This is a genomic window from Azospirillum thiophilum (assembly GCF_001305595.1).
Lineage (GTDB): Bacteria > Pseudomonadota > Alphaproteobacteria > Azospirillales > Azospirillaceae > Azospirillum > Azospirillum thiophilum.
The window spans coordinates 256,517-281,414 of record NZ_CP012402.1; the positions used below are offsets into that span (position 1 = coordinate 256,517).

Consider the following 24,898-nt stretch of genomic DNA (forward strand, 5'->3'; position numbering starts at 1 on the left):
GGGTTGGCCGGGTACGGCGGGGGTTCGGAAAATCCTGTTGCGGATTGTTGGGCTGCCGAGCGAAATCCTTGCGCGATCCCGCCGGTGCCGATGGATCCGTTTGGCCGGCCGGAGCCTTTACCGGTTCGGCTGCTCGGCCTGCCGCAGGCCGGCGCGGGGTGGGACCGATGCCAGCAGGTCGCGGAACCACCGCTGCGCCGGATGGACATCGTTGCGGCGGTGCCAGGACAGGGCGAAGGGGATCGACGGCAGGTCCAGCGGGGCCGGCATGACGCAAAGCCGCTCTGCATGGCCCGACGCGGCGATCACGCCTTCCATCAAGGTGGCGACCATATCCGACCGGGCCACGAGGACCGGGGCGGCGTACAGGTGCGGCAGCGTCAACGCCAGCCGGCGCTTCAGGCCCCGCTTGGCCAAGGCCGCATCGACCACCCCGTAGCTGTCGTTCTCCGGCGACACCAGAAGGTGCGAATGCTCCAGGAAGCTGTCGAGCTGGAGAGGCGGGCGCAGGGTCGGATGCCCCTTGCGGACGACGCAGACGAAACGCTCCTCGAACAATGGCCGGCTGAGGATCCTGGCGGTGGGCGTCGGCGGCACGCCCACCGTCAGGTCGACCTCGCCCGCGTCGAGCATGCCGATGGCATCGTCCCGCGCGATGAAATTGCGGATGCGCAGGGTGATGCCGGGAGCCTGTTCGCGCAACACCTCCAGCAAGCTCGGCAGCAGGGCGTAGGTCGGGTGTTCCGACAGGCCGAGGCCGAAGCTGGCGGTCGAGGTCGACGGATCGAAGCTCTGCGTGAACGCCAGCGCCCGCTGGAGTTCGGCAAGGGCGTTGGTGATCGGCTCGGCCAGGTCGAGCGCCAGCGGCGTCGGTTGCAGTCCGTTCGGTCCGCGGATGAACAGCTCATCCTTCAGCAGCCCGCGCAGGCGCGCCAGGGCGGCGCTCATCGCCGGCTGGGTGCGGCCGATGCGCGTCCCGGCCCGCGTTACGCTGCGCTCGGCCATCAGGGCGTCGAACGCCACCAGCAGGTTCAGGTCTATGCCATGCAAATCCATGACATGGATGTTGTCACATATCCAAGATCGATTTCAAACATGAAGCGCCGCCGGGTAACGTCCCCTCATCGCACTGCAGTCAGGAGACGCCACGATGACACCGAAGACCGAAACGCCGGCCGAAACCGGACTCACACCGCTGGAACGGCAGGCGATCGAGACGCTCTACCGTGCCTTCAGCGAAGGCAACCCGGACCTTCTCGACGAGGCCGTGACCGAGGATTGGCAGGACATCCCCCTCAATCCGGGCCAGCAGCCGGGGCGCGAGGGGATGAAGCCGCTGATCCGCTCGTTCCGCGCCGCATTCCCGGACACGACCATCGAGATCCTGGAGATCATCGGCGCCCCCGGCCGGGCCGCCGTGCGCGCCGTGATGACCGGAACGCACAGCGGCGACTGGTTCGGGATCGCCCCGACCGGCCGGTCCTTCCGGCTGGCGATCCACGAGTTCCATCGCATCGCCGACGGCAAGCTGACCCATACCTGGCACCTGGAAGACTGGTTCGGCTGGATGAACCAGATCGGCGCCCGCCCTGTCCTGACGCAGGAGACCGCTTGATGAAAGCCGTCCGGCTGTCCGCCTGCGGCGCGGGTTCCAGGCGGCGGGTTTCAGGCGGCGTCGACCCGCAGGGACCAGCGCGGCGGAGCGTCTTCCAGCCCATGGAAACGGCACCGCCACAGCGACTCCCGCGATGGAGCGACAGCTTGGTTTCATTCCTGTCCGCGTGAGACGCGAAACCAATGCTCGGCGTATTGCCGGCAGAGTTCCGCTTCCACGCCGTCACCGGCGCGTTCGGCATCGACGGCGCGGGCGAGCCACTGAGACTGTTTTTGAAGCGCCGATCCGTTCACACGGGCAGGTGTTGGTCGAACCCCGGCCGAAGCGGCGGTGGGGCGGGACTTGCTGAAATTCGGTCGCGGCATTGGTACGCGGGGCCTGGAGGGTGGCATTGGGCCTACCGACTTCCTTGGATGGAGTTGAGGGTCATCCTCTGACCCGGCAAAGTCTACGCCGCGCATCGCCACGATGCGCGAAAATTCTCCGGTGCTGCGACGGCACCAACATCCGCCGGCATTCCTGGAATGCGGTGCGGTGATTGTCGTCACTCTATGTCCGGTATGTGGCTTCGGCGACAGCAAAAACACCAATGCCGGCCTGACGTCAAAGCCGTAATCCGGCAATAAAATCGGGAATTTCCACTCAGCGGTATTTTTGCGCTTGTAAGAATCCGGAGCATATCTTATTTTCGGTTGGTCGACGTTGCTCTGGGCTTTGTTATTCTGATCCTGAACAAGGATCTGGGTCTCTTCCCGTAGTGAATTGATGCCCTGTCCAATGTTGTGCAGGGCAACGCCAGGAAGGGGACTGACCCATGGCTATCGGTACCGTCAAGTTTTTCAACGCCACCAAGGGCTTCGGCTTCATCCAACCCGAAGACGGCACGCCCGACGTGTTCGTTCACATCTCCGCCGTCGAGCGCGCCGGGATCAGCAACCTCGGCGAAGGCCAGAAGCTTTCCTTCGACGCGATCCGCGATCCGCGCCGTGGCAAGGTCGCTGCGGAAAACCTGCGCGCGCTGTGAACGCAGCGGGTTCGGAAAAGAAGGGCGGCTCAGGCCGCCTTTTTTCGTACCGAAATCCTTTTGCACTGAAATCCGGGACCACCGCCGCCGGGACCACCGGCGCCTGATCCCGGTGCCGCATCGCCACCTTCGGTGCCCGCGCCTGATGCAAGGCGTGCCCGATGCGGGACTTGCCTGACGGCCTGCCTTGGGGGCAGGGCCGAATTCACGAAATGGACAGACATGAACGGTTTTAAGGACGCAGGGCTTTCGGAGCGCCTGAATACGGCTGCGGGCGCAAAGAAGGCCCTGCTCGAAAAGTTCAAGGCGCAGCCCGGCGTGAACGATCCGGCCTTCGCGGAGCGGGAAGAGGCCCGGCGCGCCGTGCGCATCGCCCGTGAGGCCCGCGAGGCCGAACGTCATGCCGCGCGCGAAGCCCGCAAGGCCGCCGAGCAGGAGGCATTGCAGGCGGAACAGGCCGAGCGGGCCGCCCGCGAGGCATTGGAGGCCCAGGAAACCGCCCAGCAGGCCGCGAGCCGGGTGGCCATGGCGGCGGAGGCGAAAATTGCCCGCGATGCCCGCTATGCAGCCCGCAAGGCCAGAAATCGCTAACGCACCGCGTTGGACGGCAGGAGACGAGAAGCGGAAAATCGGGAGATCTCCGCCATTCCGCTTCAAGTCTCCACAGGCCATGCGATAAATCCTGCGCATGGCTGGCAAGCATCCGGCGTCGTTCCTGAACGCCGAATAATCTTGATATTGCGGCGCAATGCCCTATTCTACGCATATTGATCGCTGGAGGCTTGAACGTCTCTTGAGAGAGACGCGGTAGGTTTCATGGCGTGGCACTCTGCCGCGCTCCTCAGCAAGTCGCAACTCCCTCGTTCGACCCCCCTCCTGGCGAGATAGCCGGCGCTTGACCGTTTCCCAATCGGGGGCGTGGTCCGCTTTGCGCCGTCATGCTTGTGGAAGGTTCCACTCCTTGTCCGAACTGATTGTTTCCGAACAGACTTTCGCTGAACTCGGCATTCATTCCAAAATCGCCCAGGCTCTCGGTGAGCATGGCTACACCACGCCGACGCCGGTCCAGGCGGCGGCCATCCCGCCGGCGCTTGCCGGCCGCGACATCCTCGCCACCGCCGAAACCGGCACCGGCAAGACCGCGGCCTTCATGTTGCCGGCCCTGACCCGCGTGGCCGAAATGCCGGTTCCGGGCATTGCCGCGCCGCGCATCCTCGTGCTTGCCCCGACGCGTGAACTGGCCAGTCAGGTCACCCAGGCGGCTCGCAAATACGCCCGGCCGCTGCGCATGAACATCATCGATGTGGTCGGCGGCATGCCGTATGGCGAGCAGCTTCGCATGCTGTCGCGCCCGGTGCATGTCGTGGTGGCGACGCCTGGGCGCCTGATCGACCACATCGACCGTCAGCGGATCGATCTCAGCGCCGTCGAGGTGCTGATCCTCGACGAAGCGGACCGCATGCTGGACATGGGCTTCCTCGACGACGTCGAGCGGATCGCCGATGCCTGCCAGGCCGGCCGCCAGACGCTGCTGTTCACGGCCACGCTGGACCGCCGCATGGCCCAGCTGGCCGGCAAGCTGCTGCGCAACCCGGAACGCGTCGCCGTCGAAAGCCAGGCCACCGCGATCAACGTGGAACAGCGCCTGCACCATGCCGACGACATGGACCACAAGCGCCGCCTGCTGATGCACTTCGCCGGTCAGGAAGAGGTCGGCAAGGCGATCATCTTCGCCGCGACCAAGCGCGATGCCGACGCGCTGGCCGAGGAGCTGAGCGCCGCCGGCCATGCCGCCGCCGCCCTGCACGGCGACATGGACCAGTCCAAGCGCAACCGCACGCTCCAGCGCCTGCGCACCGGCCAGGTCCGCCTGCTGGTGGCGACCGACGTGGCGGCACGCGGCATCGACGTGCGCGACATCACCCACGTCATCAACTTCGACCTGCCGCGCTCGGCCGAGGACTATGTCCACCGCATCGGCCGCACCGGCCGGGCGGGCGCATCGGGCATCGCGGTGTCCTTCGCATCCCGATCCGATCGCGACACGCTGTCCCGCATTGAACGCTTCACCGGCGCGACGCTGGCGATCCACACGATTTCGGGCATCGAGCCGCAACGCTCCTTCTCCGGCGGCAGTGGACGTCCGGCGGGCCGCCCGGCCGGTGGCCGCGGAGGAGCGAGGCCGTGGCAGCGCGACGGCGGCCAGGGCAGGCCGTCACAGGCCCGCGCCGGCCGCTGGTAAGCGCGGTTCAGGCAGTACGAGACCGAACAATCAGGCGCGGTTCCCCCCGGAACCGCGCCTGATGTCTTGTGGGCCTGATGGCGCCGCCGGGCAATGCCACGGAAAAATGGGGCCGGCCGGTCCGGACGGTGCGTCGTCCGGATGGCACCGACCCCGATACCCGACAATCGGGAATTCAGGAATTGGGGGGCAACTCGACCCTTTTCGCGACACGACAGCAGTTTACCCATCGGATGCAGGCATCTTCGCAGGAGCGCCCGCTGATCGGCTGACCACCCCTTTGTTGGCCGTCAGCAGGCGAGGATGCACCCACCGAAGGATCGGTAAGGGCGGTAGCCAAGAATGGCGATGCCACCAGAACATCAGCATTCCGCGTGTTCCTGGCCTAATCCCGGTCACAAGGACCGCCTCACTGCCACCGCCGGGGATGAAGACCGGAAGGTCGATGCAGCCGGTCTTACGTTTGGCAATCCACTCTTCAAGGCCGTCTCGCTCTTGGAGATCACCCCCCAGACGGAAGACGCCGACATTTAGCGTTTCGTGCGTTTAATATGAAACGCACGAAACGCTAGCCTTATGTTTGGCGATCGGATTCACGCTTCAAATCGATTCCGATTTTACACGATCCGATCTAAAGTGGCCGGTACAAAGCGTACAACGCTAACCTGTAGTGGTCGACGGCTCGGGTTGTAGAACCGGAATTCAATGGCATCATCGCTTGGACCGTGCTGCGTGATATGGGGGGCTACCACGATCAGAGGCCACCGGACTTTGCCAAGCCGAGAATGGTGCTCAGCAGCGCCGCATAGCCCGCAATGATGTCACGCAGTTCCATCCCCGCCTCCTTTTCGCGACACTCCGATCCGCTTGGATCAGAGTGTCCGCTTTGCTACCCTTTGACGGACACGGCCTTTACGCTTCCGCTGTTGACCCAAAGCTGCCTGAGCAGGACCTTGAGGTAATCCCTACGTTCACAATTTCTGGCCGGTGGGCCGGAACAGGATCTCGTTGATGTCCACGTCCTCCGGTTGGCTCATGGCGAAGACCACCGCCCGCGCGAAGGAATCCGCGGGAATGGCGAGCACCCGAAGCCTGTCCAGGCGCCGTGCTGGGCAAGATGGCGGGCAGCGGCTTCTCTGAGCCTGCTGCTGGCGCCGGTGATGACGACCACCTTGCTTTCGATGCCCTGTGTCATGGCCCAACCTTTCCTGGCTCCGGCTCCTCGCCGCCCGCCGGCGGCCCGTGCCGTCGCGCTACGCGCCGTACTGCTGGTCCGTCACCTTGTCCATCCAATCGACGGCCTTCCCGTCGAGTTGCTCTTGGATTGCGATGTGCGTCATGAACGTGGTGGGCGACGCGCCGTGCCAGTGCTTCTCGCCGGGCGGGAACCAGACCACGTCGCCGGGGTGTATCTCCTCGATGGGACCGCCCTCGCGCTGCACCCGGCCGCACCCGGCCGTAACGATCAGGGTCTGCCCCAACGGATGGGTGTGCCATGCCGTCCGGGCGCCGGGCTCGAATGTGACGCTGGCGGCCGTCGCGCGGGCGGGGGCGTTCGCCTGGAAGAGCGGGTCGATGCGAACCGTGCCGGTGAACCAGTCGGCCGGCCCCTTGGCGGACGGCTGCGAGCCGACGCGTGTGATGTTCATGGCTTCGATCCTCTGATTATTGCCCCGTTTGGGGCTGTTGTTGAGCAACAAGGCATGCCCTCTCACCGGGCCGTCGCGGTTAGGCGCCCAGGGAGGCGGTGTCGATCACGAACCGGTACTTCACGTCGCCCTTGAGCATGCGCTCATAGGCGCCGTTGATCGCATTGGCGCGGATCAGCTCGATGTCGGAGACGATGCCGTGCTCCGCACAGAAATCGAGCATCTCCTGCGTCTCCGGAATGCCGCCGATCATCGAGCCCGCGAGCGCCCGGCGCTTCATGATCAGGTTGAACACGTTGGGCGAGGGGTGCGGCGTGGCCGGCGCGCCGACCAGCGCCATCGTCCCGTCACGCTTCAACAGCACGAGGAACGCATCGAGGTCGTGCGGCGCGGCCACGGTGTTCAGGATGAAATCGAAGCTCTTCGCGTGCGCCGCCATCTCGTCGGGATTGCGCGACACCACCACCTCGTCGGCGCCGAGCGCGTGAGCGTCCTCGCGCTTGGACGTCGAGGTGGTGAAGGCGACCACATGCGCGCCCATCGCGTGGGCGAGCTTGATGCCCATATGGCCGAGGCCGCCGATGCCGACCACGCCCACCTTCTTGCCCGGGCCGGCCTTCCAGTGCCTCAGCGGCGAATAGGTGGTGATGCCGGCACACAGCAGCGGCGCGACCGCGGCGAGCTGGCTTTCCGGATGCTTGACCCGCAACACATACCGCTCGTGCACGACGATCCGCTGCGAATAGCCGCCGAGCGTGTGGCCGGGCGCGTCGGGGGTCGGGAAATTGTAGGTGCCGACCATGCCGTCGCAGTAGTTCTCCAGCCCGTCTTCGCAGTCCGGGCAGTGCCGGCAACTGTCGACGATGCAGCCGATGCCGACGAGGTCGCCGGTGCGGAAGCCCGAGACATGCGCGCCGACGGCGGACACGCGCCCCACGATCTCGTGGCCGGGGACGCACGGCCACTGCGTGCCCTCCCATTCCGCGCGCGCCTGATGCAGGTCCGAGTGGCAGATGCCGCAGTAGGCGATCTCGATCTGGACATCGTGCGGACCGGGAGCCCGCCGCGTGATCTCCAGAGGTTCGAGGGGTTTGTCGGCACCGTAGGTGCCATAGGCCTTGATGCTCATGAAGCGCTCCTTGGATCTCATGTCACGTTCGAGGTGTTTCGGTCAGGCCGGCTGAAGCCGGTCCCTGCGCGATGCGGCGAAGGCCAGGAGAGCGGCCATGATGAGCAGGACGGTGCTGACGCCGAAGGTGACCTGATAACCGCTCAGGTCGAACAGCGTCCCGCCGATGGTCGCGCCCAGCGTGATCGCGAGCTGGATGGTCGCGACCATCAGGCCGCCGCCGACCTCCGCGTCCGCCGGCAGGGTCCGCGACAGCCACGTCCCCCAGCCGACTGGCGCGGGCGTGCCGATCAGACCCCACGCACCGAGCAGCAGCGCCGTCCCGGCGACCCATTCGCCGAAAGCGACCAGCGCCACGGCGATGCCGGCCATCAGCAGCGGGATCACGATGAGGACGCCATAGAGGCTCCGGTTCAACACCGGTCCGATCAGCATCGTGCCGGCGAGGCCGGTCACCCCGACCACCAGCAGAAGGAGCGACAGCGCGGAGACATCGACACCGGTCACCGTTTCGAGGAACGGCCGCAGATAGGTGAACAGCGCGAACTGCCCCATGAACAGGAACAGGATCGCCGCCATCCCGAAGGCCACGTCGGGCCGGCCGAGAAGGCGGAACACGGCCCCGCTGCTGGACCGGCGCTCGCTGCGCATCGCCGGCAGGCTCATCAACTGCCAGCACAGGGCGAGCGCCGCGAGCGGCACCACGCAGAAGAACGCGCCGCGCCATCCGATGACGGCGCCGAGGACGCTGCCCAGCGGGGCCGCGACGGTGGCCGCGAGCGCGTTGCCGCCGTTGAGGATGGCAAGTGCCCGCGGTACCTGGTCCTCCGGCACCAGCCGCATCACGGTCGCCGTCGACATCGACCAGAAGCCGCCGATGGTGACGCCGAGCAGCGCCCGGCCGATCATCAGCGTCATGTAATCCGGTGCGAAGGCGACGATGGCACCCGACAGGGCCATCAGGCCGGTCAGGGACAGCAACACCAGCTTGCGGTCGAGCCGCCCGGTCACCGAGGTGATGAACAGGCTGGTCAGCACGGCGAAGATGCCGGACACGGAGATGGCCTGTCCGGCTTGGCCTTCCGTCAGGACCAGGTCCGTGGCGATGGGCGTCAGCAGGCTGACCGGCATGAACTCGGACGCGATCAGCACGAAGACGCAGAGCGACATCGCGAAGACGGCGCCCCAGGCGGCCGGCCGGGGCGCGGCCGTGTCGTGCCCGGAAGAGACGTGAACCTGCATGCGATTGCCTTGAGTCCGTGGAGAGTGAGTGTCGGCCGGGTCGATCCGATGAGGCATAGATAGTCGAGGCACTCTCGGGTCATTAGCGGTGCAAAACCGCATGTAGTTATGAGCGGCATTCATCAATCGGTGCGACCTCCGCCGCTCCCAGCCCCTGGATGGTCGCTGGATGAATGCTGAATGGCCGCGACCGATTGATGAGCGGAATTCATAACGACAAGCAAAACGCGCCGTCTAATGCGCGCGCTCCGCATCGCCTAGATTTCCGTCACGCCCAGACGTGAAAGGAGCCACAGCAATGAACAGGCAGAATGCAGACGACCACGCCGCGGAAGCGCGTGCCGACATCGACCGGCGCAGCCTTCTGAAGATGACCGGCGCCGGCGTTGCCGCGCTCGGCATGATGCCGGTCCTCGATCTGGCGGACGCGAAGGCTCAGGACATGTCCAGAGGCGCGGCCAACTTCTACACCAGCGACCGGGTGACCCTCCAGAAGGTCACCTTCAAGAACCAGTACCAGATGAACGTCGCCGGGACTCTCTTCACGCCCAAGACCCTCGACCGCAATGCGAAGAATCCGGCGATCGTCGTCGGCCATCCGATGGGCGCGGTGAAGGAGCAGAGCGCCAATCTCTACGCCACCAAGATGGCGGAACGGGGGTTCGTGGCCATGTCCATCGATCTGTCGTTCTGGGGCGAGAGCGACGGCCAACCCCGCAACCTGGTCTCCCCGGACCTCTACGCCGAGGCGTTCAGCGCCGCGGTCGACTTCCTGGGCACCCGGCCGTTCGTCGAGCGGGCGCGGATCGGCGCGATCGGGATTTGCGGCAGCGGGAGCTTCGTCATCAGCGCCGCCAAGATCGATCCGCGCCTGCGGGCCGTCGCGACGGTCAGCATGTACGACATGGGCGCCGCCAACCGCGACGCGCTCCAGCACTCCCAGACGGTGGAGCAGCGCAAGCGGATCATCGCGGAAGCCGCCGAGCAGCGCTATGTGGAGTTCACCGGCGGCGAGACCAAATACACCAGCGGGACGGTGCACGAGCTGACGGCGGACACCCACCCCATTCAGCGCGAATTCTACGACTTCTACCGCACGCCACGGGGCGAATTCACGCCTGCAGGCGGTTCGCCGGCGACCACCACGCATCCGACGCTGTCCAGCAACGTCAAGTTCATGAACTTCTACCCGTTCAGCGACATCGAGACGATTTCCCCCCGTCCGATACTGTTCATCGCCGGTGATCAAGCCCACTCCAAGGAATTCAGCGAGGACGCGTACCGGCGTGCCGCTGAGCCGAAAGAGCTTGTCTGGGTTCCGGGTGCCGGCCACGTCGATCTCTACGACCGCGTGGACCTGATCCCGTTCGACAAACTGGCCAGCTTCTTCAGCCAGCACCTCACCGCGTAGGCTTCCCGTATCCCACCCGGCGTCAAGACCCAGGGAGAGCGCCATGCAACGCCTGCCGTCGATTACCGCCGGCCTCATACTCCTCGCGACAGGACATGCCATGGCACAGGACCGCATCCTGATCTCCTCCGACTGGGGAACCGTCACAGCCGAACTGGCCGACAACGCCGCCGCGAGGGTGCTGGCGCGGATGTTGCCGGTCACACTTGAGATGCGGGATCACCTGCGCCAGGAAAAGACCGGCACCCTGCCGGCCGCCCTGCCGGAGGTCGCGCGGCAGCGCGACTTTTCGGTCGGGACGCTCGGCCTGTGGGGTCCCGATCATTTCGTGATCTACTATCGCGACGGCCGCGTCCCCCAGCCGGGGATCGTCATCCTCGGCACGGTGACGGGCGATGTGTCAATTTTCGACCGCCCCGGTCCGGTTTCCGTGCAGGTGCGGCACGCGCGGTGAACAGCGCACCCCATCGTGCGTATAATGAGGGCCTCACCATGAGGGAGCTTCATGAATGGCGCGCGAGAACGTCAACGACCTGCTCGCCTTCCTGGCGGTCGCCCGGGAGCGCAGCTTCACCAGGGCCGCGGCCAAGGTCGGGGTCTCGCAGTCGGCGTTGAGCCACACCATCCGCCAGCTCGAGGCCAAGCTCGGCATCCGTCTGCTCACCCGCACGACGCGTGCCGTCTCCCCGACCGAGGCCGGTCAACGCCTGCTCGACAGCATCGGTCCGCACTTCGACGAGATCGAGACCCTGAGCTGGCCCCCACGGGCTGGACGGCGGAATAGCGTTCGTTGGCTCTGACCGATGGTCGGTTGGTTGTTTTCTATGCGGCGACGGCCGCGGGTGCCGGGGCGAGCCCCGGCACCCGCGGCGCGGAAAAAATTTCGTCGGGGGTTTGGTACCCGAGCGCCTGATGGGGGCGCAACCGGTTGTAGCTGTCGATCCAGCGGCCGATGCCCTGACGGGCTTCGGTGCCCGTGGCGTAGGCGCGCAGATAGACGTCCTCGTATTTCAGGCTGCGCCACAGGCGCTCGATGAAGATGTTGTCCATGCAGCGCCCCTTGCCGTCCATGCTGATGCGGATCCCGGCGGCCTCCAGCACGCCGGTAAAGGCGGAACCGGTGAACTGGGCGCCCTGATCGGTGTTGAAGATGTCCGGCGTCCCGAACCGGGTGATCGCCTCCTCCAGCGCCGCGACGCAGAAATCGGCGTGCATGGTGTTGGACAGCCGCCACGCCAGCACCTTACGGCTGTGCCAGTCCATCACCGCCACCAGGTACAAAAAGCCCTTGGGCATCGGGATGTAGGTGATGTCGGCCGTCCACACCTGGTTGGGCCGGTCGATGACGAGATGGCGCAGCAAATACGGCCACACCCGGTGCTCGGGAGCCGGCTTGCTGGTGTTCGGCTTTTGCCAGATCGCCGCCAGCCCCATCTCCCGCATCAGGCGGCGGACCCGCTTGCGGTTGATGCTCTGCCCCTGGCGCCGCAGCCACGCCGTCATCTTGCGCGAGCCGTAATAGGGCGTCTCCAGGAACTGCCGGTCGATCAGCGCCTTGATGGCCAGATCCTCGCTGTTGTCGTTGACCGGCTTGTAATACAAGGTGGAGCGGCTTAGCCCCAACAGCCCGCATTGCCGCGTCACCGACAGCGTCTGGTGCGTCGGGTCGATCATCGTCTTCTTCTCCGCCCGGCTCAACGACCGAGCTTGCGCGACAAAAAATCGTTTTCGACCTTCAACTGACCGATTTGCTTGTACAACTCGTCGGTCACCGCTTCCGTCGCCTTCTCGGCCCGGCCGCCGCCCTTCTCAAAAACGCCGCATGCGCCGTCCACAAGCTGGCGCTTCCATTCGTTCACCAACGTCTGGTGAATCCCGTACTTGGCGGAAATCTCCGCAACCGTCGTTTCCCCTTGCAGCGCTTCCAGCGCCACCTTCGCCTTGAACGCCGCTCCATGATTGCGGCGCGTGCCCTTGCTCATCTCGTCCGGTCCTTCTCGCGTCGGCGACATCAGAACCAGAGCCAACGGACTTGTCCAGGATACGGGGACCAGCTCAACCCAGGTGGAGGCGCTCAGCGCGTTGCGTGACAAGCCGGCGGGCACCATCCGCATCGCGGCGGCCGACTACGCGATCAAGCATGTCCTCTGGCCGAAGCTGCGAGAGTTCCTGCCGCAGTATCCCGACATCAAGGTCGAGCTGGTGCTCGACAACGGGTTGACCGACATCGTCGCCGAGCGTTACGACGCCGGCGTGCGCATGGGTGAGCACCTCGCCAAGGACATGATCTCCACCCGGATCGGTCCGGATTTCTGTCTGGCTGTCGTCGGGGCTCCATCCTACTTCGCCGCCCACCCGACGCCGACGCACCCGAAGGATCTCGTCGGCCACACCTGCATCAATTTCCGCCTTCCAAGTTTCGGCGGGCTCTATGCGTGGGAGTTCGAAGAGAATGGGCGCGAGCTCAAGATCCGCGTCGAGGGTCAACTGATCTTCAACAACATCTTCAACTCGCTCGACGCGACCCTGGATGGATTCGGCATCGCTTACATTCCCGAGGAAATCATCTTGCCATACGTCGCCAATGGCCGGCTAGTACGCGTCCTTCAGGAATGGTCGCCTTATTGGGTTGGCTATCATCTCTACTACCCGAGCCGCCGGCAATCCTCACCGGCATTCGTCGCCTTGGTCGAGGCCTTGCGCCACCGCGCGTGACGCCGGTGCGTCCAGCATCGACATGCACCTGACCGGGTCCGCGTTGGTCGGTTAGGGGCGTGGAGAGCCGGGCCTTTCTCCAGACGCACGAGCTATAATCAACGCCAAATCTGCGGCGCCACTGGTAGCTCTGAATGCCGTGCAGGTGGTCGTCCCGGCTTGTGAGGGGTGTAGGGTTTCAGTGCCTCCTCCTTGCTTGTGGCGTTGAAGCCTTCTCAAGGGCCAACTGCTCTGTCCGCTAATCGGCCCTTTGATGGCCAGCTGCCCGAGTGTCCGGAAACCCGCGTTGATGACGGCTTTCCGGACAAGCCTGATTGCCTTCAGGAAGGAAGGCTGTGGGCCTCTCCGTGACGATAGCGGCCCCTTTCGCACCAGCGGCCGGACGCTCCCGGCCGCTCTTTTTCGCGACAGCCAATGGCCGAGAGCGCCGGATTTAATCTGAGCTATCGTGACAGCTGGACTTTGACTTGGCCGAGCGAGCCACGCCAACGCGACCAGTCCTCTTTGGTGAGGTGCCAGACCTCGTGCTCCGTGTAGGCAGGGTCACAAAGGCCGTCGGAGCTACCCCCATCAGGACGGCACCCATCCGAGCTTTGATATTGTGGGATCGCTGGTTGCCTACGGCATTCGTGAACACAAGATGGTCGAAACCCAAATCCTGAAACGCGAAATCGGTGACACGAATAACGGCTTCGGTCATGTACCCGCGCCCCCAGAACGGCCGCCCAAGCCAGAAGCCCCGATTTCCCCGGCTCCCTTCCCGCCGCAGGTCGATGGAGCCAATCAGCTCCTCCGTTTCCTTGAGATGTAGACCCCAGACCCAGCGATCCTTTCCTTGCATGGGGAGGACCTGATCGCAAATGAACGAACGAATGCCCCCCTTGGGGTAGGGCCAGGAGATAACGGCGGACAGATGGCGGATGACCTCGTAGTCGATGAAATGCCGCTCGTAGGCTTCGATGTCGTTTTCAGTGAGGCCGCGCAGGACCAATCTGTCTGTAAACAGTTCGGATATGAGAGCCTGAGCATGCACTGGTCACCCCCATTTATGACAGCGGCCGGGCTTCGACCACTCCTTTTCTCGACACCCGAATTCCCGCAAATCAGAGTGTCCGATTTATCGCCGGGACTGTTGAAAAAGGCCAACCCTCCCCTGCAGCCCGTCTCGCAAGGGATCGCAATTTGGGACGGTGTGCGAAGGAGGCAGCATGCCCTCTGGTTGCTAGATCTCCTCCTCCAACCTTTCGTCCCTTCTCGATGTGTCATAGGCGCGCTGTGCTCTTTCCATCGCGGAGCCGTTGGCGAGCGACCAGTTGTAAAGGGCGGCAAAGGGTTCGCGTAGCGAGCATCCAAGAGCGGTAATAGTGTACTCGACGCCGATCGGCTGCGTCGGCAAGACTTTGCGACTGACAAGGCCGTTGCGCTCCAGACGCTTTAATGCCTCGGACAAAGCCTTGTGAGTGATGCCGTCGAGACGGCGCTTGAGGTCGTTGAACCGCGCCGGCTGCGTGCAGAGGACGCTCAGGATCAGCACTGTCCACTTGTTGGCGATATGTTCGAGGATGGGCCGCGTCGCGGTGACATCAAGCGGCAGTTCGAGCACGTCTTTGGACATCGGTATACGCCTCAATATCTAAGAGCTATCTGGTATCTAAGCACCATCCAGTGCCTTCTTGTGATTAGATATAGGGATGATATCTGTTTGTCATCACCAGCGATGTGAGGACGTATGAGCAGGTTTTCAGGAAAAATCGCCGTCGTGGTCGGTGGCCATGGCGGTATCGGTGGCGCCATCGCAGAGCGGTTCGCGGCGGAAGGCGCCACGGTTTACGCCACCAGTCGTCGCGCCGAAGAGGGGGAGGTCGAGTTTGGGGACGGCAGGCTGCGCGCGCGCCGCGTCGATGCTGCCGATCTGACGGCGCTCGCTGCCTTCTTCGAGGCGGTGAGCAGCGAGGCCGGACGGGTGGACGTGCTCGCCGTCAACGCCGGCATCTCCGAGTTCGCGACCCTCGACGACATCAGCGAGGATCATTTCGACCGGACCTTCGACCTCAACGTGCGCGCGCTGCTGTTTGCCGCCAAGGCTGCGACGGCGATCATGCCGGATGGTGGCTCGATCGTGTTGGTGGGCTCGATCGCCGACGCGATCGGCACCAAAGGCTATGGCGTCTACGGGGCAACCAAGGCCGCCGTGCGCTCGTTCGCGCGGACCTGGGCCAACGAGCTGGCGCCCCGCAACATCCGCGTCAACGTCGTGGCACCGGGACCAACCGACACCGCCATGATGGCGGCGGCGTCCGACGAGGTGCGCGAGACGCTGACGAAGCTGATCCCGCTCGGCCGTATGGGTCGTGCCGACGATGTGGCCTCGGCCGCGCTGTTCCTCGCCAGCGACCAAAGCAGCTTCATCACCGGGGCCGAGCTGCCGGTCGACGGCGGCATGGCGCAGGTCTGATCTTCTTCGCCTGCAGAACGACATGCCGTGGCCCTCGCAGGCGCTCGGCGTCCTCGGCATGACCGGCTTCACCGCCTGGTGGAGACTGACCGCTCAGAGGTCGGGGCGCCGCTCGTCGAGCGCCTCGATCCTCGCCAGACTGTCGGCGACGGTCTCCGAAAGGTAGATGATCACGCGGCGCGCGTTGGTGCCTTTACGAAACTGCTAGAGCAGCATGGCGTCTCTCCTCCCGGTCAGATCTGCGAGGCCGGCGTCCCGGCGCGCAGCGGTGCGGAGATGTGCTGCTCGACCAGTTCGGGCGCCCACTGGACGTACTCGACCACGCTGCCGTCCGCATGCTTCATGTACATCATTCGTCCGGTCGGGATGTCTTTGATGTCGCGCATCACGGATGCGCCGTTCGCGAGGAGCTTGCCCTTGGCGTCGTCGATGTCCTCCACGATCCAAGGACCGAGGCTGCCGCGGATCGGCTCCAGCGCCTCGTCCGTTCCGCCGATCGCGAGCACGTCGCCAATTCCGACGAGAGTCAAGGGGTCGTAGTTGAGCTTGAGATGCGGCTCCGTGCCGTGGACTGCCTTGAGCGTTGCCACGGTGGACTCGAGGTCCGTCGTGAAGATGCGGGTGTAGGTCTTGAGGATCATGAGGATGCCTTTCTGCTGGTGGTGAAGGTCGAGAAGGCTGGCTCGCGGTTGAAACGCTCAGCGTCCTGGTAGAAGAGTGAGTGACCGGTCTCCGGGTAGATCGTCAGGTTCAACCTGGGGTGCACGGCGAGCATGCGACGCGGCAAACCCATGCTGCAGGAGGAACAGCATCTGCGCGACATGCAGGGCACGGACGACCGCTCGACGCCCGGCGTCGAGCAGCCTGATCATGGACTGGGCCTTAATCTAGCAGGATGCGGAAAAAGGTCTGTTCCCGGCAGTTCGGTCGTGATTCTCTTTGGTCGAAGAGAATGCGGCTGGTGAGGGGGCGATGCGGGGTTCGGACGAACGCAGCGAGGGTCTTTTCAGCTATGTGAGCTGCGAGGCTCGGGTTCCGGCCGATCATCCGCTGCGGCCGATCCGGGCCATTGTGGACGAAGCGCTGGAGGTGATGTCGCCGGCTTTTGAGGGGCTGTACTCGAAGATCGGGCGACCGTCGATCCCACCGGAGAAGCTGCTGCGGGCTTTGCTGCTCCAGGCCTTCTACTCGGTGCGCTCGGAACGCCAGTTGATGGAACAGCTCGACTACAACCTGCTGTTCCGCTGGTTCGTCGGCTTGTCGATGGACGCCCCGGTGTGGGACGCGACGGTCTTCACCAAGAACCGGGAGCGTCTGCTGGCCGGCGACGTGGCGGCCAAGTTCCTGGCCACCGTGCTTGGCCAGCCGAAGGTCAAGGCGCTGCTGTCGGACGAGCATTTCTCGGTGGACGGCACGCTGATCGAAGCCTGGGCGTCGGTGAAGAGCTTCCGGCCCAAGGACGGCAGCGGCGAGCCGCCGGGGCCGGGTCGCAACGGCGACCGCGACTTCCATGGTGAGAAGCGGTCCAACGAGACCCATGCGTCGACCAGCGATCCTGAGGCGCGGTTGTATCGCAAAGGCAACGGGCAGCCGGCGAAGCTGGCCTTCATGGGCCATGCATTGATGGAAAACCGTCACGCTCTGGTGGTGAATGTCCGGCTCACCGCGGCCACCGGTCTGGCTGAGCGCGAAGCGGCGGTTTCCATGGTCGAGGCCATCCCCGGCCGCCACCGCATCACGGTGGGTGCCGACAAGGCTTACGACACCAAGGATTTCGTGGCGAACATGCGCAGCCTGGGCGCCGCTGCGCATGTCGCGCAGAACACGAGCAACCGCCGCTCGGCGATCGACGGCCGGACCACCCGTCACCCCGGCTACGCCGTCAGCCTGAGAATCCGCAAACGGATCGAGGAGGTGTTCGGCTGGATCAAGGGAGCCGGCTTGCGCAAAACGCGTCATCGCGGCACCGCCCGCGTCGGTTGGATGTTCACACTGACCGCCACCGCCTACAACCTGATCCGCCTGCCCAAGCTGCTGGCGGCGGCATAATCACGCCCGGAATCCGCCTGAATGGCGGTTCCGGGAGCCACAGAGCGCGAAAAGGCGCTCCATTCTGACAAAAACGGGCGTCGGAAACCCCATTTCCAAGCCTCAGCCGAGGAAAAAAGCCGGAATATGTTCGTTTTTCCGTGTCCTGCTAGGTCTCGGTTTTTGGGGGCCGATGCTTGATCGTTCCGCGTCTCGGGTCCGCTTGGCTCGACGTGGTGAACGGCGCTTCCAATTCCTACACCAGTTCGGCGAGCGCGGCTGCGTCGAAGTCCTTCAAGGCGCTGCTATTGCCGGTCCGGACCTTCTCTACCCATGCCGGATCGGCGATCAGGGCGCGGCCGACGGCGATCAGGTCGAACTCATCGCGCTCCATCCGCTCCACGAGTTTGTCGAGTTTGGCCGTAGACGAGCCCTCGCCGCCGAACGCGCCCATGAAGTCTCCCGCAAGGCCGACCGAGCCGACGCTGATCGTAGCCGCGCCGGTCAGCTTCTTGGCCCAGCCGGCGAAATTCAGGCCCTGCCCGCCATCGATGTCCGGGAACTCAGGCTCCCAGAATCGGCGCTGCGAGCAGTGCAGCACGTCAACGCCGGCCTCTACCAGGGGAACCAGCCAGTCGGCCATGAGATCGGGCGTCTCCGCGAGCCGCACGGTGAAGTCCTGCACTTTCCACTGGCTGAGACGCAGGATGATCGGGAAGTCGGGGCCGACGCTCGCCCGGACCGCCGCGACGACCTCTGCGGCAAAGCGCGAGCGTTCGCCGATCGTGGCACCACCGTAACGGTCGGTCCGACGATTGGTGGCGGCCCAGAAGAACTGGTCGAACAGGTAGCCGTGCGCCCCGTGCAGCTCGATGGTGTCGAAGCCAAGACGCTTTGCGTCGCTGGCGGCGCGGGCAAAGGCGGCGATCGTGTCGGCAATATCGCCATCGGTCATGGCGACGCCGCGCTCGACGCCCGGCGCCTCCAATCCAGACGGGCTTTCGACGGGCGAGCCCGGCACCCACTCCGTCAGGAAGCTCTTGAGCGCTCCGGTGTGCCAAAGCTGTGGGCCCATCTTGGCACCGCCATCATGAACCGCATCGATCACGCCCTTCCAACCCGCCAGTGCCGCCTCGCCGTGAAAGAACGGGACGCCCGGGTCGTTCCGCGACGCTGGCCGATCGATCACCGTGCCTTCGGAGAGGATGAGGCCCACCCCGCCGTCCGCCCGACGGCGATAGTAAGCCGCATGCGCCGCGCCGGGGATCCCATCCACTGCGAAGCTGCGGGTCATGGGTGCCATGACGATGCGGTTCGTCAGTTCCATGGCGCCAATACGGAACGGGCGAAACAGGACATCAGTAGCGGTCATCAGAGTACATGCCTCCTTTGGAAAGACCTCCAAGATATACAGGAGACACTAGGTTACAATAACGCACTTAGAGTCGCCTAGGTATATGCAAGTAAACCGCTCTAGCAGCGCTGAAACCGTCTCAAACCTGGGGGGAGGATGGTAAAGCGCACTGGGAAAGCAGCGAACCCGGGGGCGCAACGAAGTGGCGGGTGATGGTGGAAGTGACGGGCGAGGACGGCGCCGTGACGCAGCACGTGACCTCCGAGGGTGAGCGCTCCACCGTCGGCCAGGCAGCGACGCTCGGGTTGAGCCTGGCCGAGAGCAAGGTGATCCTGGCCGGCATACAGCACGTCCTGGTAACCACCCAGGCCGACGCGCACTGTCGCCACCGTCGCCGGTGCAGCCACTGCGGCGCGGCGTGCCCGCTCAAGGACCACCGCTCCCGCCGTCTGGTGTCGCTGTTCGGCACGGTGGAGGTGCGCGCGCCCCGCTTCGGCCCCTTCCGGTGCGGCGTCGCCTGCCGGCGCAGCCTGACCCCGGTGGCGGAGATCATGCCCGACCGCTGCACCCCGGAGTACGAATGTGTCCTGGCCGGTCTGGGCAGCGCTTTGCCCTACCGGCGGGCGCGAACGTTGCTGGCCGAACTGTTGCCGCTGGACACGTTTCCGGCCCAGGCGATCACGCTGGCCATCGACGCGGGGCACGTTAAGTCGGTGCGGACCTACCAGATGCGCTCGTTCGAGGTGATGATCGCGCGGGTGGGCAACGATCAGGGGCTCGAAGTCGTCTTCAGCAGCATGCCGGCCGAGGCGGATCGCCAGGCACGACAGCTTCATCACGTCCTGCGCGGCCTGGGAGCGACGGCGACCACGCCGGTCATCATCCTCAGCGACGGCACGGAAGGCCCGCGGTCGCTGGGCGCCGCAGCCAGCGGCGGCCCGATCCGCAACGTCCTCGACTGGTTCCACCTGTCGATGCGGGTCCAGCATGTGGCGCAGGCGGTCAAGGGCTGGGCCGCGGCGGAGCCGGCCGCCGCGGAGCGGATCACGATACTGGACGATGCCGTAGCCCACGTTCGTTGGCGGCTCTGGCATGGCCAGACCGAACGGGCGCTGAGCTTGATCGGCGACCTCCTGGCCGACCTCGACGCCAACCTGGAAACCGTCAATAGCCCGCCGGTTCGCAAGACGATAACACTGCTGCGCGCCCTGGAAACAATGTCGCCGGACAGGCCGACCTGATCATCGACTACGCCGCCGCCCGGCACCGGGGCGAGCCCATCTCCACGGCGCCGACCGAAAGCACGGTTCAGCGCCCGCTGCACCGGCGCATGGGCGCCAACCAGCAGATGCGCTGGTCTCCGCGCGGCGCCCACCGGATGCTGAAGGTACGCACCGCCGCGATGAACGGCACGCTGGCCTCGGACCACACTGCCGCCGAGCCATACGCTCGCCGACCATTCCGGCGGGCAGCATGATGGCCCCCCCAGGTTTGAGACGGTTTCAGCCACCAGGACAGGTATCGATAGACGGTGCAGTTGTGGTAGATTAAGTCCGTTGATCAGGAGCCGAGCTATCCGTTTCTATAGGTCAGCAGATGCTTTGAGTTCTCCAGCCAATCATGGCCCGAAGGTGAGGCGCGAGGTTGCCGGTACTAGATTAAATGAATTGGCTTAGAAGCTGGATTTTTCGGGATTGCCATCTTCTCGTGCCAATTGCAAGGGTTAGCAGGGCAAAAAAGCCGGTCGCCGGAAACGGCGGCAGGCAAATCGATCTTGTCCCGCGGGACAATCAAGGCGGTGTCGACAAAATATGACTCGTTGACAGTTCTTTTTCGAAACAGTGGTGGATCACATTGACGTTGCCGCTGATAAGTGGCTCGGCGAGGTAGCGAAATAGGTTTCATGGACGACGGTGTGATCGGCCGTGAGATCCACTGGATTGCTGTGTTCTTACACACTAAACGAAGATGTGCGATTTAGACAGATTTAGTCTCAGTCTGCGACTCTAACGTACGCGCGGCCTTGACTGGTTGAACCCGACAACTATGATTGTCCGGGTAACTCATGTGGAGGTTAAAATCTTGGTTGTTGCTTTAGTTGGAACGTCATCCTTTGATCGATTCTTCAATCTAGCCCATGACGAGTTGCAACGGCGCGGCCATAGTGTGGCGCGGTTCTTAACGCGAAAGGACCTGCTTGCCGCCGTTGACGCGCTGCAGTCTTTGGAAATCCTTGGCGCGTCCTCAAGCTTTACAGCCGACCGGGAGTTGTTTGCCAAGATGCCGCGTTTGCGCGCATTGGTTTCCCCGTTCACAGGGGTCGAAGGGTTCGATGTTTCGGCCGCGACAGCAAACGGCATACTCGTGGCGAATGGCCAAATTACGGAAAACTCCGTCAGCATGGCCGAGGCCGCAGTTCTCTTCACGCTGGCTTCGCTCTATGACCTTCATGGCACTGAGCGCTACCTTCGCGAAAACCTGCCGCGTCCCTCGCAGGTCCGTGCGCGGATGCTCATGGGAAAGAAAGTTGGCCTGATAGGCTTTGGCAAAATTGGACAGGCTATCGCGGAACGGCTGTCTGCATGGGGTGTGAGGCTCGTCGCCTCGGTGCGCACGACGCGACCGATGCCCGCATATGTCGCCGCGCAGAGCCTCGATGAGGTGCTCGCGACAAGCGATGTCGTTATTATGGCTGCTGCGCTCAATCCTGAATCACGAGGAATGCTGGATCTTGACGCGTTGCGACGGATGAAACCGGACGTGGTGTTTGTCAACATCACGCGGGGCGGCATCGTCCCCGACGATACACTCGCCGCGCTCGCCGCAGAGCGACCTGCTATGCGCATCGCCCTCGATGTGTTCGACCCAGAGCCGTTGAAAGAGAATAGTCCGCTGCGCGACCTTCCAAACGCCATCCTTACCCCACACATGGTAGGACATACAGTAGAGTCTCAGATGCGCCTGCCGGAGGCATTCTGCGAGAACCTTCTAGCGGTGGCAGAGTGGCGGGTGCCTGAATACGTTGTCAATCCGTCTGTGATCGAAACGTGGCTGAGAAAACAGGACAGCGCACAGCTATAGTTGCGACGAAACCGTCTCAAACCTGGGGGGCCATCATGCCGCCCGCCGGAATTTAACGTGCCCCGCGTCGATGGCCAGCGTGATCGCCTGGGCCGGGACCGTGTCCAGCGGCAACAGTTCGGCCAGCAACGTTCGCGCCCGCCGGTAGGGCAAAGCGCTGCCCAGACCGGCCAGGACACATTCGTACTCCGGGGTGCAGCGGTCGGGCATGATCTCCGCCACCGGGGTCAGGCTGCGCCGGCAGGCGACGCCGCACCGGAAGGGGCCGAAGCGGGGCGCGCGCACCTCCACCGTGCCGAACAGCGACACCAGACGGCGGGAGCGGTGGTCCTTGAGCGGGCACGCCGCGCCGCAGTGGCTGCACCGGCGACGGTGGCGACAGTGCGCGTCGGCCTGGGTGGTTACCAGGACGTGCTGTATGCCGGCCAGGATCACCTTGCTCTCGGCCAGGCTCAGCCCGAGCGTCGCTGCCTGGCCGACGGTGGAGCGCTCACCCTCGGAGGTCACGTGCTGCGTCACGGCGCCGTCCTCGCCCGTCACTTCCACCATCACCCGCCACTTCGTTGCGCCCCCGGGTTCGCTGCTTTCCCAGTGCGCTTTACCATCCTCCCCCCAGGTTTGAGACGGTTTCTGCCACCGTTTTTGACGCCATGGGACGTGCCGGATTTTTGCCGTCGCAGGACCGGGGCTGACAGGATGGCATGCCGTTCCTCGGCACACCGCCCCCGCAAGCGCGTTCCTCCTGCGCGACAACCGGGAACGCCAATCCGTAAGCAAAAAATCCTCGTATCAGAAAATAATCCTATAACCTGCCGCGCAGTCCCATTTCCCATGGAGCCGCGCCATGCCCCTCGACGCCCGCACCCTTCCGCAAGACCGTCTTCCCCATTGGGCCGAGGAGCCGCCGGCCCCGGCGAGCGGCTCGCTGGTTCCCGGATCGCAGTTCCACGAGGAGCAATGGATCATGGCCGCCGGCATGCTGGCCCATGGCAGCTCCTTCCTTCATGTCGCCCGCGCCATGGGATGCAGCCGCACCACCCTGTGGCGGGCCTATTACGGCTCGAAGGATTTCCGCATCCGGGTGTGGTGGGAGCGCGAGGCGCTGAACCGCGAGGCGGAATTGCGCCTCGCCTCGCTGCGCGCCCTGGTGGCCGAACAGATCGAACGGCTGGTCTCGGCCGGCGATCCCCCGACGGTGCGCTGGCTGGCCGAGCGGCTCGGCCTGTTCGCCGGCCTCGACGCACCGCCCAGGCCTGCCCACCGCGGCATGCCGGCCCCAGCCCCGGCCCCAACCTCACCCCCGCGGCCCGATCCCGAGGTTGCATCCCCCGTGCCCGCCGGGCCGGACGTGGAACGGTCCGATGAGCATCCCGGCACGCCGCCCGCGGCCCGGCCAGCCAGCGCGCCGATCTCTGCCCCTGCCGCCGCGCCGGACTCCGCCCCGACCGCCGGATGGAACACCGGCCGGAAGATGTTCCACGATGTTCCATCCTCCGCCCCGGCCGCCGCCGCTCCCGTCTCTGCTCCCGGCGGGGCGGACGGCCGGCGGCTCACGCCCCCCGGATCAGCTCCGCGTACCAGCGCGCCGACTCCTTCGGGATCCGCGCTTGTGTCGTGAAATCCACCCTCACGATGCCGAAGCGGGTGCCATAGCCGCCGCCCCATTCGAAATTGTCCAGCAGCGACCAGACGAAATACCCCCGCACGTCGGCGCCCTGCGCCTTCGCCTCAGCCATCGCGGCGATATAGGCCTGGAGGTAGGCCAGCCGGTCCCCATCCATCACGCGGCCCTCGGCGTCCGGCGTCTCGTCCGCCTTGGTGCCGTAGCCGTTCTCGGTGACGTAGATCGGCAGGCGGTAGCGCCGGGTCAGATCCAGCAGCGTGTCGCGGAAACAGCCGGGGTCGAAGGGCCAGTCGATGGCGGTCCGCTCCATTTCCGGCGGCGGTGCGCCGAAGCCGAAGCCCCAGATCAGGCTGTCGTCCTTCTGCCCATAGACCGGGGCGTAGTGGTTCAGCCCGAACCAGTCCACCGGCCGGGCGATGCGCGCCATGTCGCCGGGCTGCACATAGGGCTCGATGGCCTGGGCGATGCGCGGCGGGTAATGTGCGAGCAGCTGCGGCTCGGGGAAGGCGCGGTTCCAATGCTCGTCGAACAGGGCCGCCGCCTCGACATCCTCCGGCCGGCCGGTCGCCGGCCGCATCGGCTGGACGCTGTGGACGGCGCCGATCGAGGCATCCGGCACCAGGGCCCGCAGCGTGTCGACCCCGGCGCCATGGGCGAGGTTGACATGGTGGATCGCCTTCAGGTGGGCGGCGCGGTCGGCGATGCTGGGGGCGCCCCAGCCGAAGGCCCAGCCGAACAGGGTGAAGACCGAGAACTCGTTGAAGGTCGCCCAGCGCTTCACCCGGTCGCCATAGCGCCGGGCGCACAGCGCGGCATAGTCGGCATACCAGCCGGCGCTGTCGCGCACCGTCCAGCCGCCGAGATCCTGCAACGCCTGCGGCAGATCCCAGTGATAGAGGCAGAGCCAGGGCTCGATGCCCTTTTCCAGCAGCCGGTCGATCAGCCGGTCGTAGAAATCCAGCCCCTTGCCGTTGGGCGCCCCACGCCCGCGCGGCAGCACCCGCGGCCAGGAGACCGAGAAGCGGTAGGCCTGCAAGCCCAGCGTGGCCATCAGATCCACGTCCTCGGGCATCCGGTGGTAATGGTCGCAGGCGACGTCGCCGCTGTCGCCATTGTCGACCCGGCCCTTCAGCCGGCAGAAGCTGTCCCAGATGCCGGGCGCCCGCCCGTCGGCCCCGGCGCCCCCCTCGATCTGGTAGGCGGAGGTGGAGGCCCCCCACAGGAAGTCTTTCGGGAAGGCGGGACGGTCGGCCATGGCGGTTCACCGGGGAAGGGAAGCCCCCCGACTCTACCCCTTTCCCGGCGGTGGGGAAGGGGGCGGATCGTCAC

General features: G+C 65.1%; 24 protein-coding genes and 2 pseudogenes. 14 read left to right on the top strand and 12 right to left on the bottom strand.

Features of this window, described 5'->3' with window-relative positions; translation table 11 throughout:
• Nucleotides 1-117: 117 nt before the first annotated feature.
• Complete coding sequence (locus AL072_RS15035; protein WP_045586161.1) at nucleotides 118-1,056, bottom strand: LysR family transcriptional regulator; 939 nt, start codon at nucleotides 1,054-1,056, stop codon at nucleotides 118-120.
• Between the two features lie 94 nt (nucleotides 1,057-1,150).
• Here AL072_RS15035 and AL072_RS15040 point away from each other — a divergent pair, with 94 nt between their 5' ends.
• Nucleotides 1,151-1,615, top strand: coding sequence for an ester cyclase (locus AL072_RS15040; protein ID WP_045586162.1), 465 nt, complete (start codon nucleotides 1,151-1,153; stop codon nucleotides 1,613-1,615).
• 152 nt (nucleotides 1,616-1,767) lie between these two features.
• Here AL072_RS15040 and AL072_RS33470 read toward each other — a convergent pair whose 3' ends face one another.
• Nucleotides 1,768-2,076, bottom strand: coding sequence for a DUF4167 domain-containing protein (locus AL072_RS33470; RefSeq protein ID WP_342669611.1), 309 nt, complete (start codon nucleotides 2,074-2,076; stop codon nucleotides 1,768-1,770).
• A 353-nt stretch (nucleotides 2,077-2,429) separates the two neighbouring features.
• Here AL072_RS33470 and AL072_RS15045 point away from each other — a divergent pair, with 353 nt between their 5' ends.
• From AL072_RS15045 to AL072_RS15055, 3 genes are all read left to right on the top strand, one after another.
• Nucleotides 2,430-2,639: a cold-shock protein gene (locus AL072_RS15045; protein WP_045586163.1), complete on the top strand. Its 210-nt coding sequence runs from the start codon at nucleotides 2,430-2,432 to the stop codon at nucleotides 2,637-2,639.
• 222 nt (nucleotides 2,640-2,861) lie between these two features.
• A complete protein-coding gene (locus AL072_RS15050; protein WP_045586164.1) occupies nucleotides 2,862-3,230 on the top strand; it encodes a DUF6481 family protein in 369 nt (122 codons plus the stop codon).
• Between the two features lie 370 nt (nucleotides 3,231-3,600).
• Nucleotides 3,601-4,881, top strand: a complete 1,281-nt coding sequence (locus AL072_RS15055; RefSeq protein WP_245636876.1) for a DEAD/DEAH box helicase — start codon at nucleotides 3,601-3,603, stop codon at nucleotides 4,879-4,881.
• Nucleotides 4,882-6,134: 1,253 nt separating this feature from the next.
• Here AL072_RS15055 and AL072_RS15060 read toward each other — a convergent pair.
• The 3 genes from AL072_RS15060 to AL072_RS15070 form a co-directional block, all read right to left on the bottom strand.
• A complete protein-coding gene (locus tag AL072_RS15060; protein ID WP_045586165.1) occupies nucleotides 6,135-6,530 on the bottom strand; it encodes a (R)-mandelonitrile lyase in 396 nt (131 codons plus the stop codon).
• A gap of 79 nt (nucleotides 6,531-6,609) precedes the next feature.
• A complete protein-coding gene (locus AL072_RS15065; RefSeq protein WP_045586283.1) occupies nucleotides 6,610-7,659 on the bottom strand; it encodes an NAD(P)-dependent alcohol dehydrogenase in 1,050 nt (349 codons plus the stop codon).
• A gap of 42 nt (nucleotides 7,660-7,701) precedes the next feature.
• The gene (locus AL072_RS15070; RefSeq protein ID WP_045586166.1) at nucleotides 7,702-8,901 is read right to left on the bottom strand and encodes an MFS transporter; all 1,200 of its coding nucleotides are present in this window, start codon (nucleotides 8,899-8,901) and stop codon (nucleotides 7,702-7,704) included.
• Between the two features lie 298 nt (nucleotides 8,902-9,199).
• On the opposite strand from AL072_RS15070, the gene AL072_RS15075 reads away from it, so the two are divergent.
• From AL072_RS15075 to AL072_RS36000, 3 genes are read left to right on the top strand one after another with little or no spacing between them, the layout of a single operon-like run.
• The gene (locus AL072_RS15075) at nucleotides 9,200-10,312 is read left to right on the top strand and encodes an alpha/beta hydrolase (RefSeq protein WP_082109432.1); all 1,113 of its coding nucleotides are present in this window, start codon (nucleotides 9,200-9,202) and stop codon (nucleotides 10,310-10,312) included.
• A 43-nt stretch (nucleotides 10,313-10,355) separates the two neighbouring features.
• Nucleotides 10,356-10,766 carry a cyclophilin-like fold protein gene (locus AL072_RS15080; protein ID WP_045586167.1) on the top strand — a complete coding sequence of 137 codons (411 nt, stop codon included), beginning with the start codon at nucleotides 10,356-10,358 and terminating at the stop codon, nucleotides 10,764-10,766.
• 55 nt (nucleotides 10,767-10,821) lie between these two features.
• Nucleotides 10,822-11,112: a LysR family transcriptional regulator gene (locus AL072_RS36000; protein ID WP_045586168.1), complete on the top strand. Its 291-nt coding sequence runs from the start codon at nucleotides 10,822-10,824 to the stop codon at nucleotides 11,110-11,112.
• Between the two features lie 22 nt (nucleotides 11,113-11,134).
• On the opposite strand, the gene AL072_RS15090 is transcribed toward AL072_RS36000, so the two are convergent.
• A protein-coding gene (locus AL072_RS15090; RefSeq protein ID WP_425388601.1) for an IS3 family transposase occupies nucleotides 11,135-12,294 on the bottom strand; the annotation gives its coding sequence in 2 pieces (ribosomal slippage) (nucleotides 11,135-12,015 and nucleotides 12,015-12,294; 1,161 coding nt in all).
• 100 nt (nucleotides 12,295-12,394) lie between these two features.
• Between AL072_RS15090 and AL072_RS15100 the strand changes: the two genes are divergently transcribed.
• Nucleotides 12,395-13,027 carry a LysR substrate-binding domain-containing protein gene (locus tag AL072_RS15100; protein WP_245636902.1) on the top strand — a complete coding sequence of 211 codons (633 nt, stop codon included), beginning with the start codon at nucleotides 12,395-12,397 and terminating at the stop codon, nucleotides 13,025-13,027.
• Nucleotides 13,028-13,460: 433 nt separating this feature from the next.
• On the opposite strand, the gene AL072_RS15105 is transcribed toward AL072_RS15100, so the two are convergent.
• A complete protein-coding gene (locus AL072_RS15105) occupies nucleotides 13,461-14,060 on the bottom strand; it encodes a GNAT family N-acetyltransferase (RefSeq protein ID WP_082109434.1) in 600 nt (199 codons plus the stop codon).
• Between the two features lie 189 nt (nucleotides 14,061-14,249).
• Nucleotides 14,250-14,642 carry a winged helix-turn-helix transcriptional regulator gene (locus AL072_RS15110; RefSeq protein ID WP_045586170.1) on the bottom strand — a complete coding sequence of 131 codons (393 nt, stop codon included), beginning with the start codon at nucleotides 14,640-14,642 and terminating at the stop codon, nucleotides 14,250-14,252.
• 114 nt (nucleotides 14,643-14,756) lie between these two features.
• On the opposite strand from AL072_RS15110, the gene AL072_RS15115 reads away from it, so the two are divergent.
• Both AL072_RS15115 and AL072_RS34935 read left to right on the top strand, forming a co-directional pair.
• Nucleotides 14,757-15,482: an SDR family NAD(P)-dependent oxidoreductase gene (locus tag AL072_RS15115; RefSeq protein ID WP_045586171.1), complete on the top strand. Its 726-nt coding sequence runs from the start codon at nucleotides 14,757-14,759 to the stop codon at nucleotides 15,480-15,482.
• A gap of 22 nt (nucleotides 15,483-15,504) precedes the next feature.
• Entirely contained in the window at nucleotides 15,505-15,648 is a 144-nt protein-coding gene (locus AL072_RS34935) for a hypothetical protein (protein WP_158511066.1), read from the top strand.
• 67 nt (nucleotides 15,649-15,715) lie between these two features.
• Here AL072_RS34935 and AL072_RS15120 read toward each other — a convergent pair whose 3' ends face one another.
• The gene (locus tag AL072_RS15120; RefSeq protein WP_045586172.1) at nucleotides 15,716-16,123 is read right to left on the bottom strand and encodes a VOC family protein; all 408 of its coding nucleotides are present in this window, start codon (nucleotides 16,121-16,123) and stop codon (nucleotides 15,716-15,718) included.
• Nucleotides 16,124-16,454: 331 nt separating this feature from the next.
• On the opposite strand from AL072_RS15120, the gene AL072_RS15125 reads away from it, so the two are divergent.
• Entirely contained in the window at nucleotides 16,455-17,531 is a 1,077-nt protein-coding gene (locus AL072_RS15125; RefSeq protein ID WP_045585403.1) for an IS5 family transposase, read from the top strand.
• Between the two features lie 235 nt (nucleotides 17,532-17,766).
• Here the strand turns inward: AL072_RS15125 and AL072_RS15130 are convergent, their stop codons facing one another.
• A complete protein-coding gene (locus AL072_RS15130) occupies nucleotides 17,767-18,882 on the bottom strand; it encodes an NADH:flavin oxidoreductase (RefSeq protein WP_045586173.1) in 1,116 nt (371 codons plus the stop codon).
• 194 nt (nucleotides 18,883-19,076) lie between these two features.
• Here AL072_RS15130 and AL072_RS15135 point away from each other — a divergent pair.
• Nucleotides 19,077-20,341: pseudogene (locus AL072_RS15135) on the top strand (ISKra4-like element ISAzba1 family transposase).
• Between the two features lie 569 nt (nucleotides 20,342-20,910).
• Nucleotides 20,911-21,945 (top strand): NAD(P)-dependent oxidoreductase, encoded by a 1,035-nt coding sequence (locus tag AL072_RS15140; protein ID WP_082109435.1) that lies wholly within the window; start codon nucleotides 20,911-20,913, stop codon nucleotides 21,943-21,945.
• Between the two features lie 51 nt (nucleotides 21,946-21,996).
• On the opposite strand, the pseudogene AL072_RS15145 reads toward AL072_RS15140, so the two are convergent.
• A pseudogene (locus AL072_RS15145) lies at nucleotides 21,997-22,494 on the bottom strand (ISKra4-like element ISAzba1 family transposase); the annotation flags it as partial.
• 295 nt (nucleotides 22,495-22,789) lie between these two features.
• On the opposite strand from AL072_RS15145, the gene AL072_RS15150 reads away from it, so the two are divergent.
• Nucleotides 22,790-23,563, top strand: a complete 774-nt coding sequence (locus tag AL072_RS15150) for a hypothetical protein (protein WP_045586176.1) — start codon at nucleotides 22,790-22,792, stop codon at nucleotides 23,561-23,563.
• Here the strand turns inward: AL072_RS15150 and AL072_RS15155 are convergent.
• Entirely contained in the window at nucleotides 23,496-24,824 is a 1,329-nt protein-coding gene (locus tag AL072_RS15155; RefSeq protein WP_045586177.1) for a GH1 family beta-glucosidase, read from the bottom strand. The two genes, AL072_RS15150 and AL072_RS15155, sit on opposite strands and share 68 nt — an antisense overlap.
• Nucleotides 24,825-24,898: the final 74 nt, after the last annotated feature.

What these genes read in the sequence shown, in the direction of transcription:
- AL072_RS15035 (WP_045586161.1), bottom strand. Translation starts at nt 1,056, where the DNA reads ATGGATTTGCATGGCATAGACCTGAACCTGCTGGTGGCGTTCGACGCC.
- AL072_RS15040 (WP_045586162.1), top strand. Translation starts at nt 1,151, where the DNA reads ATGACACCGAAGACCGAAACGCCGGCCGAAACCGGACTCACACCGCTG.
- AL072_RS33470 (WP_342669611.1), bottom strand. Translation starts at nt 2,076, where the DNA reads ATGCGCGGCGTAGACTTTGCCGGGTCAGAGGATGACCCTCAACTCCAT.
- AL072_RS15045 (WP_045586163.1), top strand. Translation starts at nt 2,430, where the DNA reads ATGGCTATCGGTACCGTCAAGTTTTTCAACGCCACCAAGGGCTTCGGC.
- AL072_RS15050 (WP_045586164.1), top strand. Translation starts at nt 2,862, where the DNA reads ATGAACGGTTTTAAGGACGCAGGGCTTTCGGAGCGCCTGAATACGGCT.
- AL072_RS15060 (WP_045586165.1), bottom strand. Translation starts at nt 6,530, where the DNA reads ATGAACATCACACGCGTCGGCTCGCAGCCGTCCGCCAAGGGGCCGGCC.
- AL072_RS15065 (WP_045586283.1), bottom strand. Translation starts at nt 7,659, where the DNA reads ATGAGCATCAAGGCCTATGGCACCTACGGTGCCGACAAACCCCTCGAA.
- AL072_RS15070 (WP_045586166.1), bottom strand. Translation starts at nt 8,901, where the DNA reads ATGCAGGTTCACGTCTCTTCCGGGCACGACACGGCCGCGCCCCGGCCG.
- AL072_RS15075 (WP_082109432.1), top strand. Translation starts at nt 9,200, where the DNA reads ATGAACAGGCAGAATGCAGACGACCACGCCGCGGAAGCGCGTGCCGAC.
- AL072_RS15080 (WP_045586167.1), top strand. Translation starts at nt 10,356, where the DNA reads ATGCAACGCCTGCCGTCGATTACCGCCGGCCTCATACTCCTCGCGACA.
- AL072_RS36000 (WP_045586168.1), top strand. Translation starts at nt 10,822, where the DNA reads ATGGCGCGCGAGAACGTCAACGACCTGCTCGCCTTCCTGGCGGTCGCC.
- AL072_RS15110 (WP_045586170.1), bottom strand. Translation starts at nt 14,642, where the DNA reads ATGTCCAAAGACGTGCTCGAACTGCCGCTTGATGTCACCGCGACGCGG.
- AL072_RS15115 (WP_045586171.1), top strand. Translation starts at nt 14,757, where the DNA reads ATGAGCAGGTTTTCAGGAAAAATCGCCGTCGTGGTCGGTGGCCATGGC.
- AL072_RS34935 (WP_158511066.1), top strand. Translation starts at nt 15,505, where the DNA reads ATGCCGTGGCCCTCGCAGGCGCTCGGCGTCCTCGGCATGACCGGCTTC.
- AL072_RS15120 (WP_045586172.1), bottom strand. Translation starts at nt 16,123, where the DNA reads ATGATCCTCAAGACCTACACCCGCATCTTCACGACGGACCTCGAGTCC.
- AL072_RS15125 (WP_045585403.1), top strand. Translation starts at nt 16,455, where the DNA reads ATGCGGGGTTCGGACGAACGCAGCGAGGGTCTTTTCAGCTATGTGAGC.
- AL072_RS15130 (WP_045586173.1), bottom strand. Translation starts at nt 18,882, where the DNA reads ATGACCGCTACTGATGTCCTGTTTCGCCCGTTCCGTATTGGCGCCATG.
- AL072_RS15140 (WP_082109435.1), top strand. Translation starts at nt 20,911, where the DNA reads ATGATTGTCCGGGTAACTCATGTGGAGGTTAAAATCTTGGTTGTTGCT.
- AL072_RS15150 (WP_045586176.1), top strand. Translation starts at nt 22,790, where the DNA reads ATGCCCCTCGACGCCCGCACCCTTCCGCAAGACCGTCTTCCCCATTGG.
- AL072_RS15155 (WP_045586177.1), bottom strand. Translation starts at nt 24,824, where the DNA reads ATGGCCGACCGTCCCGCCTTCCCGAAAGACTTCCTGTGGGGGGCCTCC.